Origin of the sequence: Rhizobium acidisoli (genome assembly GCF_002531755.2) — a bacterium.
Taxonomy (GTDB): domain Bacteria; phylum Pseudomonadota; class Alphaproteobacteria; order Rhizobiales; family Rhizobiaceae; genus Rhizobium; species Rhizobium acidisoli.
The window spans coordinates 175,724-194,278 of the sequence record NZ_CP035001.1 but is presented as its reverse complement, the minus strand read 5'-3'; the positions used below and the strand labels follow the sequence as shown (position 1 = coordinate 194,278).

Here is an 18,555-nt window from a genome sequence, read left to right as displayed (position 1 = left end):
TTCCGTGATCGTAGGGACAGGGTCCGCCGTTCTGAGGAGTGCGGCTGGCCAAATCTGAACAGACCCGCAATCTGGCTCATCTCTGGGAGGAGAGAATATGCGTAAGAATCTCATTGCATCAGTTGCATTTCTGCTTGCGAGCAGCACAGCGGTGCTCGCGCAGAGCGCGACCGACGGCAAGGTCAAGATCGGCATCCTGAACGACCAGTCGGGCGTTTATGCCGACTTTGGCGGCAAGTCTTCCGTCGAAGCCGCCAAGATGGCGGTCGAGGATTTCGGCGGCAAGGTACTTGGTGTGCCGGTCGAGATCGTCGATGCCGACCACCAGAACAAGCCCGATATTGCCTCCAACATCGCCCGCCAGTGGTATGACACCGAGCAGGTGGATGCGATCATGGAGTTGACGACCTCGTCGGTGGCGCTCGCCGTGCAGGCGATCGCCAAGGAAAAGAAAAAGATCGACATCGTCACCGGTGCGGCGACGACGGATCTCACCGGCAAGGCCTGCTCGCCTTACGGCTTCCATTGGGCCTACGACACCCATGCGCTCGCCGTCGGCACCGGTGGCGCGCTGGTCAAGCAGGGCGGCGACAGCTGGTTCTTCCTGACCGCCGACTATGCTTTCGGCTATTCGCTGGAGCAGCAGACCACCGACTATGTCAAGGCCAGCGGCGGCACGGTCGTCGGCGCCGTCCGCCATCCGCTGTCGACCCAGGACTTCTCGTCCTTCCTGCTGCAGGCACAATCATCCGGCGCCAAGGTGATCGGCCTCGCCAATGCCGGCCTGGATACCTCGAACGCCATCAAGCAGGCGGCCGAATTCGGCATTACCCAGGGCGGCCAGCATCTGGCGGCGCTGCTCTTCACGCTCGCCGAAGTCCATGGTCTCGGCCTCGAGGCGGCGCAGGGGCTGACGCTGACCGAAGGCTTTTATTGGAACCGCGACGACGACAGCCGCGCCTTCGCCAAGAAATTCTTCGCCCGCACCGGCAAGATGCCCAACATGATCCATACCGGCACCTATTCGGCGGTGATGCAATATCTGAAGGCGGTGCAGAAAGCCGGAACCGACGAGACGGAAGCCGTCGCCAAACAACTGCATGAAATGCCTGTCGATGACGTCTTCGGCCGTGGCGGCACGGTCGGCGCCAACGGCCGCATGATCCACGACATGTACCTGCTGCAGGTCAAGAAGCCGGCCGACAGCAAGGAGCCGTGGGACTACTTCAACGTTCTCGCCACCATTCCCGGCAAGGAAGCCTATATCGACCCCGCCAAGAGCGGCTGCGATCTGGTGAAGTGAGCGCAATGGCGGTTTCCGCGATTGAAACTCAGGAAAAGCCGCGGGTGGTCTTGTCCGCCCGCGGCCTGCGCCGCGATTTCGGCGGCTTCACCGCCGTCAAGAACGTCGATCTCGACGTGCATGACGCCAGCGTGCATGCGCTGATCGGCCCGAACGGCGCCGGCAAGACCACGGTCTTCAACCTGCTGACCAAGTTCCTGCAGCCGACATCGGGCACGATCACGCTGATGGGCACCGACATCACCGGAACGCCGCCCGACAAGGTGGCGCGCATGGGGCTGGTGCGCTCCTTCCAGATCTCGGCGGTCTTCCCGCATCTCTCGGTGCTCGACAATGTGCGCGTGGCGCTGCAGCGGCCGAACAATCTTTCCACCCAGTTCTGGCGGCCGCTTTCGGCGCTCGACCGGCTGAACGAACGCGCCGAGCAGTTGCTCGCCAGCGTCGGGCTTTCCAAGGAGCGCGATCATATCGCCGCCGATCTTTCCTATGGCCGCAAGCGGGTGCTGGAGATCGCCACCACGCTGGCGCTCGATCCGAAGGTGCTGCTGCTCGACGAGCCGATGGCCGGCATGGGGCTTGAGGATGTCGGCGTCGTCTCGGCGATCATCCGCGACGTCGCCCGCGACCGGGCGGTGCTGATGGTCGAGCACAATCTCTCCGTCGTCGCCAATATCTGCCAGCATGTCACCGTCCTGCAGCGCGGCGAGATCCTTGCCGAGGGCGATTATGCCACCGTCAGCCAGGACGAGCGCGTGCGCGTCGCCTATATGGGCACGGAGGAGCATTGATGGCCGCTCTCCTCGAAATCCAGGGACTGAACGCCTGGTACGGCGAAAGTCATGTCCTGCACGGCGTCGACATGCGGGTGGCCGAAGGCGAGACGATCACCATTCTCGGCCGCAACGGCGTCGGCAAGACGACGACGCTGCGCACCATCACCGGCATCGTGCGGGCCCGCAAGGGCAGGATCAGCTTTGCCGGCAGCGACATGATGCAGGTGCCGCTGCACAAGACGGCGCATCGCGGCATCGGCTTCGTGCCGGAGGAGCGCGGCATCTTCTCGACGCTCACCGTGTCGGAAAACCTGCTGCTGCCGCCTGTCGTGGCAAAGGGCGGCATGACGCTCGACGAGATCTACGAGCTTTTCCCCAATCTCTACGAGCGCCGCGGCAGCCCGGGCACCAAACTATCAGGCGGCGAGCAGCAAATGCTGGCGATCGCCCGGATCCTGCGCACCGGCGTCCGGTTGCTCATTCTCGACGAGCCGACGGAGGGGCTTGCCCCGGTCATCGTCCAGCGCATCGGCGAGGTGCTGCAGACCCTGAAAGGACGCGGCATGACGATCCTGCTCGTCGAGCAGAACTTCCGTTTCGCCAGCCGTATTGCCGATCGCTTTTATCTGATGGATCATGGGCAGATGGTGTCGGAATTCCCGGTCGGCGAACTGCCGCAGCGCATGGATACGCTGCACAAGGTTCTGGGAGTATGACCAGATGACGATGATCTTCGGCATTCCCCTGCAGGCGTTGCTCGGCCAGCTGCTGATCGGCCTGATCAACGGCTCGTTCTACGCGCTGCTCAGCCTCGGCCTCGCCATCATTTTCGGCCTGCTCAGGGTGATCAACTTCGCCCATGGCGCGCAATATATGCTCGGCGCCTTCGTCGCCTATCTGCTGCTCACCTATGCCGGCATCGGCTACTGGCCGTCGCTGATCCTGGCGCCCGTCATCGTCGGTCTTGGCGGTGCGATCATCGAGCGGCTGTTCCTGCGCCGGCTCTACGACCTCGATCCGCTCTACGGCCTGCTCTTCACCTTCGGGCTGGCGCTGGCAGTCGAAGGCACCTTCCGCTATCTCTACGGCTCCTCCGGCCAGCCCTATGCGACGCCGGCAGCACTTGCCGGCGGCGCCAATCTCGGCTTCATGTTCCTGCCGATTTATCGCGGCTGGGTGGTGGTCGTCTCGCTGGTCGTCTGCCTCGGCACATGGCTGCTGATCGAGAAGACCAAACTCGGCGCCTATCTCCGGGCCGCGACCGAAAACGCTGTGCTGGTGCAGGTCTTCGGGGTCAACGTGCCGGTGCTGCTGACGCTGACCTACGCGCTCGGCGCCGGTCTTGCCGCCTTTGCCGGCGTGCTGGCGGCGCCGATCTACCAGGTCTCGCCGCTGATGGGCTCGAACATGATCATCGTCGTCTTCGCCGTGGTGGTCGTCGGCGGCATGGGATCGATCATGGGCGCGATCATCACCGGTTATGTGCTCGGCATCGCCGAGGGCCTGACCAAGGTCTTCTATCCCGAGGCCTCTAACATCGTGATCTTCGTCATCATGGCGATCGTGCTTCTCATCAGGCCCGCGGGCCTCTTCGGCCGGGACGCTTGACATGGCTGACATCACCGACACCATCCGCACGGAAAGAAGCCGCACCGCCCTTTCGGTCCAGGCGGGGTTCCTCGCCATCGGGCTGCTGCTTCTGCTGCTCGCACCCTTCTTTTTCTATCCGATCTTCCTGATGAAGCTGCTGTGCTTCGCGCTGTTTGCCTGCGCCTTCAACCTGCTGCTCGGTTATACCGGGCTGCTGTCCTTCGGCCATGCCACCTTCTTCGGCGGGGCGGCTTATTTCACCGCCTATACGGTGAAGACATGGGGTCTGCCGCCGGAACTCGGCATCCTGATCGGCGTGGCGGGCGCGGCGTTCCTCGGGTTGGTGATGGGCTTTTTCGCCATCCGCCGCCAGGGCATCTATTTCGCGATGATCACGCTGGCGCTGTCGCAGATGTTCTTCTTCTTCTGCCTGCAGGCGAAGTTTACCGAAGGTGAGGACGGCATCCAGGCGGTGCCGCGCGGCCATCTCTTCGGCTTCATCGATCTGAACAGCTCGACCAACATGTATTATTTCGTGCTTGGTGTGTTCATCATCGGCGTGCTGATCATCTGGCGTTTCATCAATTCGCCCTTCGGCATGATCCTGAAATCGATCCGCGAGAACGAAAACCGGGCGATCTCGCTCGGTTATTCGGTGGCGCGCTACAAGCTCGGCGCCTTCGTCATGTCGGCGGCGCTTGCCGGGCTGGCGGGCGCGGTAAAATCGATCGTCTTCCAATTCGCGACTTTGACCGACGTCGCCTGGCAGATGTCGGGCGAGGTGATCCTGATGACGCTGCTCGGCGGCATCGGCACGCTGATCGGGCCGCTCTTCGGCGCCGGGCTGGTGGTGGCGCTGGAAAACTATCTCGCCACCTCGGAATTCCCGGTGACGATCATCACCGGCATCGTCTTCATGGTCTGCGTGCTGATCTTCCGCCGCGGCATCATCGGCGAGTTCTACGCCTCGCGGCTGGGGCGGAAATTGGGCTTCGTCTATCGCCGCTGAACGGGCGGACCCCTGTCTTTCGAGACAGGCGGCGGCGCTGCGACTCTCCCTCTCCCCGTCCCGCGGGGAGAGGGAAGCGGCAAGCATCTGGAGTTTCGTGCGGGGCGCGCATATGGATCGGTACGACTATATCATCATCGGGGCGGGCAGTGCCGGCTGCGTACTTGCCAACCGGCTGTCGGCCGATGGCAGGAGCCGGGTGCTGCTGTTGGAAGCCGGGGGCAGCGACAATTACCACTGGATCCATATCCCGGTCGGTTATCTCTATTGCATCAATAATCCGCGCACCGACTGGTGTTTCACCACGGCGCCGGAAGCCGGATTGAACGGCCGGGCGCTGAGTTATCCCCGCGGCAAGGTGCTCGGCGGCTGCTCGTCGATCAACGGCATGATCTATATGCGCGGCCAGGCGCGCGATTACGACCTCTGGCGGCAGATGGGCTGCAGTGGCTGGGGTTGGGACGATGTTCTGCCCTTCTTCCGCAAGTCCGAGGATTTCTATCGCGGCGAAGACGAGATGCATGGCGCCGGCGGCGAATGGCGCATCGAAAGGGCGCGCGTGCGCTGGGCCGTGCTCGATGCCTTCCAGCAGGCGGCGAAAGAGGCAGGCATTCCAGAGACGGCGGATTTCAACCGCGGCAGCAATGAAGGGTCCGGCTATTTCGACGTCAACCAGCGTTCCGGCATTCGCTGGAACACCTCGAAAGCCTTCCTGCGCCCGGCGCGGAAACGCTCCAATCTGACCGTGCTGACCAAGGCACAGGTTCGGCGGCTGCTGGTCGAGGAGGGGGCCGTCGCCGGCGTTGAATTCCAGCACGATGGCGTGGCGAAACGCGCCTATGCCGGAAAGGAAACCGTTCTTTCGGCCGGGTCGATCGGCTCGCCGCATATTCTGGAACTCTCGGGCATCGGCAGGGGCGAGGTTCTCCAGCGGGCGGGCGTCGATGTCATTTCCGAGGTGAAGGGCGTCGGCGAGAACCTGCAGGACCATCTGCAGCTGCGGCTCGCCTATAAGGTGACCGGCGTTCCAACGCTGAACGAGAAGGCGACGAAGCTGATCGGCAAGGCGGCGATCGGGCTCGAATATCTCGTCCGCCGCTCCGGGCCGATGGCGATGGCGCCGAGCCAGCTCGGCATCTTCACCCGCTCGGGGCCGGACCGGGAAACGCCCGACCTGCAATATCACGTGCAGCCGGTCTCGCTGGAGAAGTTCGGCGATCCCGTCCATCCCTTCCCGGCAATCACCGCAAGCGTCTGCAATCTGAGGCCGGAAAGCCGGGGTTCTGTGCATCTGTCGAGCCCGGATTTTGCCGCCCAGCCGACGATCAGCCCGAAATACCTCTCGACGCAGCGCGATCGTGACATAGCTGTCCGTTCGATACGGTTGACGCGCAAGATCGTCGCGCAGCCTTCCTTCGCACGGTTCAAGCCGGAGGAATTCAAGCCGGGGCCCGACTATCAGACCGAGGCCGATCTGGAGCGGGCGGCGGGCGAAATCGGCACGACGATCTTCCATCCCGTCGGCACCTGCCGCATGGGCGCCGACAGGGACAGCGTCGTCGATCCCCGGCTGAAACTGCGGGCGCTCGGCAAGCTCAGGATCGCTGACGCCTCGGTGATGCCGTCGATCATCTCAGGCAACACCAATTCGCCGACGATCATGATCGCCGAAAAGGCAGCGGCGATGATCCTCGAAGACAATCGATAGGAGAAGACCATGGCAAGGATCGCATTCATCGGGCTTGGCAATATGGGCGGGCCGATGGCGGCCAATCTCGTCAAATCGGATCACGAGGTCCTCGGCTTCGATCTCGCGGCCTCCGTGCTGAAGGCGGCCGAGGAAGGCGGCGTCAAACCGGCAAGCCATGCCAGTCAGGCGGTCAAGGACGCCGAGATCGTCATCACAATGCTGCCGCAGGGCAGGCATGTGCTGACGGCCTGGACCGATATCCTGCAGACCGCCGCGCAGGACACGCTGGTCATCGATTGCTCGACGATCGATGTCGAGAGCAGCCGCAAGGCGCATGAGATGGCCAAGGCCGCAAGCTGCCTGTCGCTCGACGCGCCCGTCTCCGGCGGCACCGGCGGGGCGAGCGCCGGCACACTCACCTTCATGGCGGGCGGCTCGGACGAGGCCTTCACCAGGGCGAAACCCATTCTCGAGGCGATGGGCAAGAAGATCGTCCATTGCGGCGAGGCCGGTGCCGGCCAGGCGGCGAAGATCTGCAACAACATGATCCTCGGCATCTCGATGGTCGGCGTCTGCGAGGCCTTCGTGCTCGCCGAAAAACTCGGCCTCTCGCACCAGGCGCTGTTCGACGTCGCCTCGACTTCATCCGGTCAGTGCTGGTCGATCAATACCTATTGCCCGGTGCCCGGGCCGGTGCCGACGTCGCCGGCGAACAACGACTACAAGCCGGGCTTTGCCGCGGCGCTGATGCTGAAGGATCTGAGACTGTCGCAGGAGGCGGCGCTGGCGAGCGGCGCGTCAACGCCGATGGGGGCAGAGGCGGCCCAGCTTTTTGCGCTCTTCGAAAAGCAAGGCAATGGCGGACGGGATTTCTCCGCCATCATCGAGATGTTCCGGGAAAAGCCGTAGACGATACTATAGAAGATAGCTGACCGGCTCGTTGCGCACCGGATGCGGAAAGACGCCCATCCCAACGCCGAAAATCGACTGCAGCTTGTCAGTCTGCATGATCTCCGTGGGCGTGCCTTCGGCGGTGATCCGGCCGCGGTTGAGCGCGACGATCGCGTCGCAATAGCGTGCAGCGAGGTTGATGTCGTGCAGCACGATGATCACGGTCAGCCCGCGTTCGTGGCTGAGCTCCTGCACCAATGAGAGGACGCTTGCCTGATGGGCGAGGTCGAGCGCCGACGTCGGCTCGTCCAGCAGCAGGCAACGGGCGTCCTGGGCGAGCATCATGGCGATCCAGGCGCGCTGACGCTCGCCGCCGGACATATTGGCGACGAGACGGTCGGCAAAATTCTCGAGCTCGGTGCGGACGATCGCTTCCTCGACCTTGTTGCGATCGGTGGCGGTGAAGCGGCCGAGCGTGCCGTGCCAGGGAAAACGGCCGAGCGCGATCAGTTCCCGCACGGTCATGCCGTCGGTTGCCGGCGTAAATTGCGGCATATAGGCGACGTGCCGGGCAAATTCGCGCGCGCCCCAATCACCGGCCGGCTTGCCGCCAAAGGCGATGGCGCCGGACTTCGCCGCAACCTGGCGGGCGATGATCTTCAAAAGCGTGCTCTTGCCGGAGCCGTTCGGCCCCACCAGACCGTAGATGCGGCGCTGCTCGAGCGTCAGGTCGATGCCATGCAGAATGGATTTCGGCCCGATGGCATATTCGATTCCCGACAGGGCAAGGAAAGGCGAAGGCATGGTCTGCTCCAGGTTCGGCGCTGCGAACGGGCTCGGGAGGGCGAGCCCTCCCTTTCCCTGCAAAACTAAACCGGAATTGTCAACTTACGTTTCGGACATTAACCCTTTGACACGGAAAAGTGCAGTCTGCTGTCCCCGAACAGAATATCGATATCGCCAGGTTCAGTCAGTTCGATCGCGCCGCTCAACGTGCCTGTGGTGATCAGCGCGCCTGCCTTCAGCGATGTCTCGGGGCGCAGACCGTCATTGGCGTAATCGATCAGCCAGGTGAGAACATCGCCCTTCGGATGCTGGGCCGGGCCGTCATAGATCGTGCGGCCGGCATGGGTGACCTTGAGCGGCGTGCCACCGGCGGTATCGACAGCGCTTTTGTCGAGCTTCGGGCCAAGCACATAGCCGCTATTGCCGAGGCGGTCTGATGTAAACAGCAGAAAGGAGACGCTGCCGCCTTCCTTGACGGCGCTGACCAGCAGCTCGGCGCCGAGATGGACGGCGGAGATCGCCTCGACCACGTCGGCGCGGCTATAGGGAGTGCCGGTGCGGATCGGCAGATCCCTGCCGAAGCGCACGGCGATCTCGGTTTCGAATTTCATGCCCGGGTACCAGGGGATGCTGGCGCCCGAGGCGGCCTCGGCGTAGGGATGCAGCGGACCGGTGACCGCCTGGCCTTGCGGCGAGACCGTCACCTTCCAGGCATTGCTGGAAATGCCGTCGGCGGCAGTCAGGAAATTCTGGGCCTCCATCGCCTGATGCAGATCGGCCGGCAGCGTGAAAGTGCCGGTTTCCTCCTGCCGGCCGGCCTGGCGCAGGCTATGAAGCCGGGCCGCGAGCGCGCCCGGATCGAATGTCTCTGTCATGCTGTCTCCTCGAATTGATTTTCGAGGGGCACACTAACGGTAAGGCAGGGGCGAGCAAGGGCGTTGTTGAGCCGTAATTGGAAAAGCTCTTATTCCATCGCCGCGTACCAGCGGTCGCGATAAGCAGCGAGCCCCGCGACCTCAACAGGTGGAACATGCGTTTCGGCGCCGGATACCGGCCGGATGCCGGTGAGAAGGGCAGCACCCTGGCTGGTGCCGGTCGAGCCGGGAAGGGCAAGCACCTCGCGGCCGGCAAGGGCGGCAAGCAGCTTCAGATAGGTCTCGTTGAGCGCAAAGGGACCCTCGACGATAACAGGGCCTTTGGCGCCGATCAGTCCGAGGCAGGCATCGGTCATCAAAGCGAGATAGAGGCATGCGGCGGCATGGCGCTCCTCGCGGCTCGCTCCTTCGGCGCCGATCCAGCGGCTTGCCTTGCCGGGAAAAGGTCCGGAGCCGGGGGCGATGTTGGGCAGCAGCATCATGCCCTTTTCGATCACGCGGCCGATCGCTGCCTGCGCGGCCTTTTCATCGACGGGACCGATCTCGGCCGAAAGGATCTCGAATTCCCGCCCGCCCATGAAACGCGAAGAGGGGACGGCCCGGCCATAGGCATCGATATTGGCGAGCGCATCGCGTTTGGCATCGAGGTGATCGAGATCGCCGCCGACGCCGAAATTGATGACCCAGGTGCCAGTGGAGACGACGGCGAAGGGTGCTTCCCGATGGACCAGATGCGGCAGCAGCGAGGCGTTGGAATCGTGAATGCCGCAATAGACCGGCATCGGTGCGGCAAGCTCGAGCTCTTCGGCGATCCCGGGCAGGACCGGGCCGAGCGCATCGAAGGCGGAGCGGATCGGCGCCATCAGCGCGCGGATGCCGAGCCTGTCGACGAGCGAGGAATAGTCGCCCGTCCTAGGTTTCCAGAGGTCGGTGTGGCAGCCGAGCGAGGTCAGCTCATTGGCGGCGACCCCGGTCAGCCGTGCCGTCCAGTATTGCGCATAGGTGAGGATAGTGGCGACCCCGGCGAACGCCTCGGGGAAGGCAGTCTTCTGGTAGTGCAGCTGTGCGCCGACATTGAGACCCATCGTAAGCCGCGGCGAGAAGGTTTCGTCGAAGGCGGGGCGCAAGGCCGTATAGGCATCGCGGATCGCCTCGGGATATTCATGTTCGTAGTCGATCACAGGCATGGCGAGCCCACCGTGCCGATCGAGCAGGGCGGCTGCGGCGCCATGGGTGGTGATCGAAATGGCGTCGAAGCCCGGTTCCCGCGCCAGGCTCTTCAGTGCATCGAGCGCGAAGGACCAGAGAGCCTCTATGTCGTAATGCGGGTAGGGGCCGGTCTTGATCGCAACGTTCGGCCGTTTCAGGACGGCAATCTCGGCGCCCGTCGCGCTGTCGAGCACGACGACCTTGGCATTGGTCTTGCCGATGTCGAGTACGGCGATGCGGCGATAGGAGGGAGCAGTCATGGCATATGAAAGAGGGTGACGAGGTCGCTTTGAACAGGCGAATTGTCCGGATTCGTCGCCATGATGTCGGCCATATGCGCCCACCATTTCTTCATGACCGGATGTTCCGGCAGGCTCGCCATCGTGTGGTCGGCCGGCCGCGTCAACACGCCGAACAGCGTGTTGGTCTGACGGTCGAGATGGATGGAATAATCGCTGGCGCCCGACTTATGCAGGAGATCGACCAGTTCCGGCCAGATCTCGTCATGCCGCTTGCGGTATTCGGCTTCCATGCCGGGATTGAGCTGCATCTTGAAGGCGTGTTTTTCAGTCATCGGGAGCTCATGAGCTTGATGCGACGGGCGATGATCGGGATCGCGATGGTGATGATGAGCAGCAGGCCGATGAAGATCGACATGACGATGCCGGGCACGTTCAGCAGGCCGAGGCCGAAAGTGACGAGGCCCATGACGAAGGCCGCGATGACGACGCCGCCGATCGTGCCGGAGCCGCCGAGGATCGAGATGCCGCCGAGCACGACCATGGTGACGACTTCGAGCTCCCAGCCTTGCGCGATCGACGGCCGGGTCGAGCCGAGGCGCGAAGTCAGGCAGACGGCGGCGATGCCGCTCATGATGCCGGTCAACAGGAAGAGGATGAATTTGACGCGCTCGACCGGGATGCCGGAGAAGCGGGCGGCGAAGTCGTTATTGCCGATCGCATAGACCTGCCGGCCGAAATTCGTCGCATGCAGCAGGATGGCGAAGAGGATCGCCAGCACGATGAACAGCACGAATTCGAAGGAGAACACCCAGACGAAATAACCCTGGCCGAAATAGGCGAAGTCGGCGGGATATTTGCCATAGGCCTGATCGCCGAGCACGATATAGGAAATGCCGCGGAAAAGGCTCATCGTGCCGATGGTGACGACGATCGACGGCAGTTTCAGCACCGAGACCAGGACGCCGTTGAAGATGCCGCAGACAAGGCCGGTGCCGATGCCGATCAGCACCAGGCCCGGCGTGCCGACGCCGAGCTGGGCTGCGGCTCCCATTGCCGTCGATGCGAGCGCAATGATCGCAGCGACCGACAGGTCGATCTCGCCTGAGATGACCAGCAGCGCCATGGCGAAGGCGATCATTGCCTTTTCGGTGAAGTTGAAGGTGGCGTCGGAGAGGTTCCAGGCATCGAGGAAATAGGGCGAGGCCAGGGAATTGAAGATGAAGATCAGGACGGCGACGCCAAAGAGCAGCACTTCCCAACTGGCGACGATGCGGCGCAGCGGCGTGCCGAGGCGATCGGGGATGACCCGCTTCTCAGGTGTGGACACGGTGCTCATGCTGCGGCCTCCGTTTTAATCTCGGCTGCGGCGCGGTCGCGCAGGATGATGCGGCCCCGGTTGCGTTCACGCCGGGCGTTGAAGGCGACGGCGAGAATGATGACGGTTCCGGAGATCGCCATCTGGGTGAAGGGTGAAATGCCGATCACCGGCAGCGCATTCTTGATGACGCCGAGGAAGAGCGCGCCGAGCACGGTGCCGGCGACCGAGCCGACGCCACCGGCAATCGAGATGCCGCCGATCACGCAGGCCGCCACGCTGTCTAGCTCGAAGCCGTTGGCGATATCGACATAGGCGACGGCATAACGCGATACCCAGAGATAGCTCGAAAGCCCGGCGAGCGCGCCGGAGAGAACGAAGGCGAGGAATTTGGTCCAGCCCGTATCGATGCCGGCATAGACGGCCGCGGTCGGATTGCCGCCGGTCGCATAGGCCGAGCGGCCGAACTGGGTATATCGAAGCAGCACATACATCAGCAGCACGATGACGATGCCGACCCAGCCGAGAACCGGCAGGCCGAGGATCGGCATGCGCGGCACCGACAGGAAGATGGGGGTCATCTGATGGGCGTTGACCCAGGCGCCGCCGGAGAGCACGAAGGCCATGCCGCGATAGATGGTGAGCGTGCCGAGGGTGACGACGATCGGCGGGATTTCCAGCGCCCAGACGAGAAAGCCGTTGATCGCGCCGAGACAGGCGCCGATGACGATGGCCATCAGGATCAGCACGACGAGCGGCAGATCGGGATAAGCGGCATTCATCATCGCGATCGCCATGCCGGTAAAGGCGAGATTGGCGGCGACCGACAGGTCGATCGATTTCGTCAGGATCACCGTCATCTGCGCCAGCGCCAGGATGATCAGGATCGAGGTGTCGTTGAAGATGCCGGCGAGATTGTCCGGCGTGGCGAAATCCGCAGCCCGCGTCGAAAAGATCGCGATCATCACGACGATGATGAGGAACAGCAGGGTTTCGCGTTTTCTGATCAGTCTTGCCATGCTTCTACCTCATGCATTGCCGGTGGCGGCGCGCACCAGCGCTTCCGGCGACAGTTCGGCGCGTTCGAAAATTCCGGCGGCGAGCCCTTCCTTCATCACCAGAACCCGGTCCGACATGCCGATGATCTCGGGCAGTTCGGAAGAGACCATGATGATCGACAGGCCTTCGGCGGCGAGTTCGCTGATAAAGCCGTGCACGGCCGCCTTCGAGCCGATGTCGATGCCCTTTGTGGGCTCGTCGAGAATGATGACCTTCGGCGACGTCGCCAGCCATTTGCCGATGACGACCTTCTGCTGGTTGCCGCCCGACAGCGTGCCGACCGGCACGGAAAGCGCGGCGGCGCGCAGATCCAGCCGCTCGGCATATTTGCGGGCGAGCGCGAATTCTTCTGCCGCCCTGAGGAAACCGCGGCGCGAGGTGCGGGTGAGCGAGGGCAGCGTCATGTTCTGGAAGATCGGCATCGGCAGCGCCAGCCCGTGGCGGCCGCGTTCTTCCGGCACGTAGACGATGCCGGCGCGGATCGCGTCCTGCGGCGAATGGATGGCGATCTCCTGGCCCTCGAGCATCATCGTGCCGGAGAGCGGCCGGGTGATGCCGAAGAGGGACTGGGACAATTCCGAGCGGCCGGCGCCGATCAGCCCGTAAATGCCGAGAATCTCGCCCTTGCGCAGGGTGAAGGAAATGTCGCGGAATTCGGTGCGGTGGCTGTAGTTGCGGATCTCCAGGACCGGACCGCCAATGGCGACATCGATCTTCGGAAAGGCGTTTTCGACGTCGCGGCCGACCATCATGCGGACGATCTCGTCCTGCGGCGTGTCCTTGAGCCGCCCCTGGCCGATGGCGCGGCCGTCGCGGAAGACGACGAAATCGTCGGCGATTTCATAAACTTCGTCGAACTTGTGGCTGATGAAGAGGATCGCCTTGCCCTGTTCCTTCAGGCCGCGGACGATGCGGAAGAGATCGTCGATTTCCTTGCGCGAAAGGGCGGCGGTCGGCTCGTCCATGATGACGATGCGGGCCTCGATCGACAGAGCGCGGGCAATCGCCACCAGATGGCGCTGCGCAATGGAGAGGTCCTTGAGCCGGATCGTCGGATCGATGTTGCTTTCGAGGGCGATGAGCAGCGCCTTCGAGCGGTTGTTCATCGCCTGCCAGTCGATGGTGCGAAAGCGGGTGCGCGGCGCATGGCCGAGGAAGATGTTTTCGGCAACCGTCAGCTCGTCGAAAAGCACGGTTTCCTGATGGATGGCAGTAACCCCGGCATCGATCGCCGCCTGGGCGCTGGCAAAACTCGTCGGCCGGCCGTCGACCAGGATCTCGCCTTCGTTCGGCCGGTAGATGCCAGTCAGGATCTTGACAAGCGTCGACTTGCCGGCGCCGTTTTCACCGATCAGCGCCGTCACCGTGCCGGGATGAAGGGCGATGCTGACATTGTCGAGCGCCTTCACGCCCGGAAAGATCTGGGAGATGCCGCGCATTTCCAGAATAGCGGGCGCATCGCCGGTTTTGCTGTCCGTGACGGTTTGTTGAAAGGCGGCGTTCATCAGATTTCTACCAAATGTCGAAAGGGAAATCCCGGCAGCAAGGCCGCCGGGATCTTATTCGTCGGCTCCGGATCAGAAGACCTTGGAGAACTGGTCGATGTTCGAGGCATTGTAGACGAAGGGATCAGCCATGGCGGCTTCGCCGTTGTCGCCGATCTTGATCTTGCCCATGCGGCCGGCTTCGATTTCGCTGCCCGGCTTGCCATCGGCATCACCCTTTGCCAGGTGATAGGCGATCTGCGTTGCGGAATAGCCGAGGTCGATCGGGTTCCAGATGGCGAATTCCTTCGTGGCGCCCGACTTGATCGCGCCGGCCATTTCGGACGGCAGGCCGAGGCCGGTGACGTAGACCTTGCCGACAAGACCCTTGTCTTCGACGACCTTGGAAGCGGCGAGAACGCCGACCGTCGTCGGAGCGACGATGACCTTGACGTTCGGGTTCGACTTCAGCAGGCCTTCGGCTTCACGATAGGACTTGTCCGAGAGGTCGTCGCCGTAAACCGTGGTGACGAGGTTGAGGCCCGGGAAATCCTTGAGCTGCTTCTTCATCTGGTCGATCCAGATGTTCTGGTTGGTCGAGGTGGTGGTTGCCGACAGAATGGCGAAGTCACCCTTGCCGCCGTCGAGATGGTCCTTGACCAGCGTTAGGCACATTTTGCCGATCAGCTCGTTGGACGAGGGGTTCAGCTGCAGGATACGGCCTTCCGGCGCGACGCCGGAATCCCAGGAGATGACCTTGATGCCGCGCTGGGTCGCCTTCTTCAGCGCCGGAACGAGCGCATCCGGATCGTTGGCCGAGACGGCGATGGCGTCGACGCCCTGGGCGATCAGCGAGTTGATGACTTCGATCTGGCCTTCGGCCGTCGTCGACGTCGGACCGGTGTAGATGACCTCAACGCCGCCGAGTTCCTTGGCGGCTTCCTGGGCGCCCTTGTTGGCGGCGTCGAAGAAGCCGTTGCCGAGCGACTTCACGACGAGGCCGATCTTGATGTCCTTGGCGCTGGCAGTGCCGGCCATCATGGCGACGGCGAGCGCGACGCCGAGCGCAAGTGTCTTTGCGAGTTTCATGTACTTTCCTCCCTTAAAGATTAGACTTCCACACCTCGGCGGCGCCTCATGCGACCGACGAGGAATCCTCCCTCACAGCCTGGGCCACCGGGCTTGCGACAACGAGCCGGACGCCGGCAGTCTCGATCATGCGAGCCGCCTCGTCAGAAATCCCGTCATCGGTGATGATCACAGAAACGCGGTCGAGCGCGCAGAGAATAAGGCTCGACCGGCGATTGAATTTGCTTGAATCGACCATGACGACGAGTTCGTCGGCCTGGTGCATCAGCTTCTGCTCGCTCTGGATGATCAGGGCATCCGCCTCCATGATGCCGAGCGGGCCGACACCCTGGGCGCCGATGAACATGCGCCGCGCATAAAAATTGCGGATCGCATCATTGTCGAAAGGCGACAGGATGAGGCTCTGCTCGCGATAGATCGCGCCGCCCGGCACCGTCACCGTGTTTTTGGAATGTTTGACCAGATGTTCGGCGATGGCAAAAGAATTGGTCATCACCTGCAGGCGATGGCCGGCCATGTAATGCACCATCTGGAAGGTCGTCGTGCCGCCATTGATGATGATGGCATCACCCGCTTCGCAGAGATCGACGGCTGCGCGGGCAATTGCACGTTTTTTATCGATGTTGACTGATTCTGAAACCCGGAAGGGCCGACCGGCAAGATTGCCGAGTTGCGGCGGATGCACTGCCTCGGCGCCGCCGCGGACCCGACGGATCTTGCCCTGCACATGAAGAGCCGCAATGTCGCGCCGGATTGTCGCTTCGGAAGCTTCCGTCAGCTCGGCAATGTCCTGGATCGTCACTACGGACTTTTCCTGAACAGCGCTTAAGATGATGCGATGGCGTTCGCGTTCGTGCATTGGGCTCCTCCTCTTGTCACATTTATTTCGCATCCCTTAATGACTGTCAATCACAAACGATCATAAATTTTCATATTGCGATGCAGCATAATCGGATTTGATCGTTTTCGATTGACAAGCACACTTTTGATGCGCGATACCGTGAGCGAAAGGGCGCGCTGATCGCGGCCCCTGACAAGCCTATATGGGAGGATGATATGGCGGCGAACGTCCGGCTTCTGGATAACCGGTGGGATGATGCATATGCGGCAGGCCTCGATGAGCCCGGCAAGCTGCTCTATCGCTCCAACCTGCTCGGCGCCGACAAGCGCATCACCAATTACGGCGGCGGCAACACCTCGGCGAAGGTGATGGAGACCGATCCGCTGACCAGCGGCAAGGTCAAGGTGCTCTGGGTCAAGGGCTCCGGCGGCGATGTCGGCACCATCAAGCTCGACGGCTTCGCGACCCTCTACCAGGACAAGCTCGAAGCGCTGAAATCAATCTATAAGGGAGTCGAAGACGAGGATCGCATGGTTGGCTTCCTGCCGCACTGCACCTTCAACCTCAACGCTCGCGCCGCCTCGATCGACACGCCGCTGCACGGCTTCGTGCCGTTCACCCATGTCGATCACATGCATCCCGACGCGATCATCGCCATTGCCGCCTCGAAGAATTCTCGGGAGCTGACGCAGCAGATTTTCGGCGCCGAGATTGGCTGGCTGCCCTGGCGCCGTCCGGGCTTCCAGCTCGGCCTCGACCTCGAAGCCTTCGTCAAGGCGAACCCGAATGCCAAGGGCGTCGTGCTCGAAAGCCACGGCCTCTTTACCTGGGCTGATGATGCCAAGGCCTGCTACGAGCTGACACTCGATATCATCAACAAGGCGATCGTCTGGTTTGCCGAAAAGACCGAAGGCAAGACGATTTTCGGCGGCGCCGTCGCGGAGAGCCTGCCCGTTGCCGAGCGCCGCGCCATTGCTGCCCGGCTGATGCCGGAGATCCGCGGCCGCATCGGCAAGCAGGAACGCAAGCTCGGTCATTTCGACGATCAGGACGCCGTGCTGGAATTCGTCAATTCGAAGGATTTGCGCCCGCTCGGCGCGCTCGGCACCAGCTGCCCCGATCATTTCCTACGCACCAAGATCCGTCCGCTGATCGTCGATTTCGATCCCGCCAAGCCGGATGTCGACGCGATCGTTGCCGGCCTCGATCAGGCGCTGGAGGATTATCGCGCCGATTACGCCCGCTATTACAACGACTGCAAGCATGACAATTCGCCCGCCATGCGCGACGCCAATCCGGTCATCTTCCTCGTTCCCGGCGTCGGCATGCTGTCCTTCGCCCGCGACAAGGCGACGGCCCGCATCGCCAGCGAATTCTACGTCAACGCCATCAATGTCATGCGCGGCGCCTCGACGGTTTCGGAATATCAGGGCCTGCCGGAGCAGGAAGCCTTCGATATCGAATATTGGCTGCTCGAAGAGGCCAAGCTGCAGCGCATGCCGAAGCCGAAGAGCCTCGCCGGCCGCGTGGCCTTTGTCACCGGCGGCGCCGGCGGCATCGGCCGGGCGACGGCCGCGCGCCTCGTCGCCGAGGGCGCCTGCGTGGTGCTTGCCGATATCGACCAGGCGGCACTCGAGGGCACCGAGGCCGATTTCGTCAAGAAGTTTGGCGCCGATGCGGTGCGCAGCGTCCGGCTCGACGTCACCAAGGAAGATGCGGTGATCGCCTCCTTTGCGGAAGCCTCGGTCGAGTTCGGCGGTATCGATATCCTCGTCTCGAATGCCGGCATTGCCTCCTCCGCGCCAATCGAAGCCACCGAGCTTGCGACGTGGAACCGCAATATCGATATTCTAGCGACCGGCTATTTCCTGGTTTCGCGCGAAGCCTTCCGGCTGTTCCGCCGTCAAGCGCTCGGCGGCAACATCGTCTTCGTCGCCTCGAAAAACGGTCTTGCCGCTTCGCCGAATGCCGCTGCCTATTGCACTGCAAAGGCTGCCGAAATCCATCTCGCCCGCTGCCTAGCGCTGGAAGGTGCCGATGCCGGCATCCGCGTCAACACGGTCAACCCGGATGCGGTGCTGCGCGGCTCGAAGATCTGGAGCGGCGAGTGGCGCGAGCAGCGCGCCGCCTCGTCGAAGATCGAAGTGGATGATCTCGAGGAACATTACCGCAAGCGTTCGATGCTGAAGCTCAACGTGTTTCCGGAAGATATCGCCGAGGCGATCTATTTCCTGGCATCGGACCTTTCGGCAAAATCGACCGGCAACATCATCAACGTCGATGCCGGCAACGTGCAGAGCTTTACGCGGTAAGGCTTGGTCTCTTCTCCCCGGCGGGGAGAAGATGCCGGCAGGCAGATGAGGGGGACGCTGAGCGGAGCGATGCGTGTTCTGAGCGGA

At 62.7% G+C, this 18,555-nt stretch carries 17 protein-coding genes; 8 read left to right on the top strand and 9 right to left on the bottom strand.

What is annotated here, in order from left to right; translation table 11 throughout:
* Positions 1–97: 97 nt before the first annotated feature.
* The 7 genes from CO657_RS29775 to mmsB all read left to right on the top strand — a co-directional run bounded on the left by CO657_RS29775 (position 98) and on the right by mmsB (position 7,274).
* A complete protein-coding gene (locus tag CO657_RS29775; RefSeq protein ID WP_003594589.1) occupies positions 98–1,303 on the top strand; it encodes an ABC transporter substrate-binding protein in 1,206 nt (401 codons plus the stop codon).
* 5 nt (positions 1,304–1,308) lie between these two features.
* The gene (locus CO657_RS29770) at positions 1,309–2,091 is read left to right on the top strand and encodes an ABC transporter ATP-binding protein (protein ID WP_012555193.1); all 783 of its coding nucleotides are present in this window, start codon (positions 1,309–1,311) and stop codon (positions 2,089–2,091) included.
* A complete protein-coding gene (locus CO657_RS29765) occupies positions 2,091–2,792 on the top strand; it encodes an ABC transporter ATP-binding protein (protein WP_003594592.1) in 702 nt (233 codons plus the stop codon). The genes CO657_RS29770 and CO657_RS29765 overlap by 1 nt, the downstream gene beginning before the upstream one ends.
* 4 nt (positions 2,793–2,796) lie before the next feature.
* Positions 2,797–3,684, top strand: a complete 888-nt coding sequence (locus CO657_RS29760) for a branched-chain amino acid ABC transporter permease (protein ID WP_012555192.1) — start codon at positions 2,797–2,799, stop codon at positions 3,682–3,684.
* A 1-nt stretch (position 3,685) separates the two neighbouring features.
* Positions 3,686–4,675, top strand: a complete 990-nt coding sequence (locus CO657_RS29755) for a branched-chain amino acid ABC transporter permease (RefSeq protein WP_054185031.1) — start codon at positions 3,686–3,688, stop codon at positions 4,673–4,675.
* Between the two features lie 112 nt (positions 4,676–4,787).
* Positions 4,788–6,383: a GMC family oxidoreductase gene (locus CO657_RS29750; protein WP_003594598.1), complete on the top strand. Its 1,596-nt coding sequence runs from the start codon at positions 4,788–4,790 to the stop codon at positions 6,381–6,383.
* 9 nt (positions 6,384–6,392) lie between these two features.
* On the top strand, positions 6,393–7,274 hold the full coding sequence (gene mmsB / locus CO657_RS29745; RefSeq protein WP_054185032.1) for a 3-hydroxyisobutyrate dehydrogenase: 882 nt from the start codon (positions 6,393–6,395) through the stop codon (positions 7,272–7,274).
* 6 nt (positions 7,275–7,280) lie between these two features.
* Here the strand turns inward: mmsB and CO657_RS29740 are convergent, their stop codons facing one another.
* From CO657_RS29740 to CO657_RS29700, 9 genes are all read right to left on the bottom strand, one after another.
* Positions 7,281–8,060: an ABC transporter ATP-binding protein gene (locus CO657_RS29740; protein ID WP_003594602.1), complete on the bottom strand. Its 780-nt coding sequence runs from the start codon at positions 8,058–8,060 to the stop codon at positions 7,281–7,283.
* A 98-nt stretch (positions 8,061–8,158) separates the two neighbouring features.
* Positions 8,159–8,917 carry a fumarylacetoacetate hydrolase family protein gene (locus tag CO657_RS29735; protein WP_054185033.1) on the bottom strand — a complete coding sequence of 253 codons (759 nt, stop codon included), beginning with the start codon at positions 8,915–8,917 and terminating at the stop codon, positions 8,159–8,161.
* Positions 8,918–9,006: 89 nt separating this feature from the next.
* Entirely contained in the window at positions 9,007–10,386 is a 1,380-nt protein-coding gene (locus CO657_RS29730) for an FGGY-family carbohydrate kinase (RefSeq protein ID WP_054185034.1), read from the bottom strand.
* Positions 10,383–10,700, bottom strand: a complete 318-nt coding sequence (gene rhaM, locus CO657_RS29725) for an L-rhamnose mutarotase (RefSeq protein ID WP_054185035.1) — start codon at positions 10,698–10,700, stop codon at positions 10,383–10,385. The genes CO657_RS29730 and rhaM overlap by 4 nt, the downstream gene beginning before the upstream one ends.
* A complete protein-coding gene (locus tag CO657_RS29720; protein WP_054185036.1) occupies positions 10,697–11,704 on the bottom strand; it encodes an ABC transporter permease in 1,008 nt (335 codons plus the stop codon). Before CO657_RS29720 ends, rhaM begins: the two co-directional genes overlap by 4 nt.
* Entirely contained in the window at positions 11,701–12,702 is a 1,002-nt protein-coding gene (locus tag CO657_RS29715) for an ABC transporter permease (protein WP_054185037.1), read from the bottom strand. Before CO657_RS29715 ends, CO657_RS29720 begins: the two co-directional genes overlap by 4 nt.
* Positions 12,703–12,711: 9 nt before the next feature.
* A complete protein-coding gene (locus tag CO657_RS29710) occupies positions 12,712–14,247 on the bottom strand; it encodes a sugar ABC transporter ATP-binding protein (protein ID WP_054185038.1) in 1,536 nt (511 codons plus the stop codon).
* A gap of 72 nt (positions 14,248–14,319) precedes the next feature.
* Positions 14,320–15,315, bottom strand: coding sequence for a rhamnose ABC transporter substrate-binding protein (rhaS, locus tag CO657_RS29705; protein WP_054185039.1), 996 nt, complete (start codon positions 15,313–15,315; stop codon positions 14,320–14,322).
* Between the two features lie 46 nt (positions 15,316–15,361).
* Complete coding sequence (locus CO657_RS29700; RefSeq protein WP_054185040.1) at positions 15,362–16,174, bottom strand: DeoR/GlpR family DNA-binding transcription regulator; 813 nt, start codon at positions 16,172–16,174, stop codon at positions 15,362–15,364.
* A gap of 197 nt (positions 16,175–16,371) precedes the next feature.
* On the opposite strand from CO657_RS29700, the gene CO657_RS29695 reads away from it, so the two are divergent.
* Positions 16,372–18,468, top strand: a complete 2,097-nt coding sequence (locus CO657_RS29695) for a bifunctional rhamnulose-1-phosphate aldolase/short-chain dehydrogenase (protein ID WP_054185041.1) — start codon at positions 16,372–16,374, stop codon at positions 18,466–18,468.
* Positions 18,469–18,555: the final 87 nt, after the last annotated feature.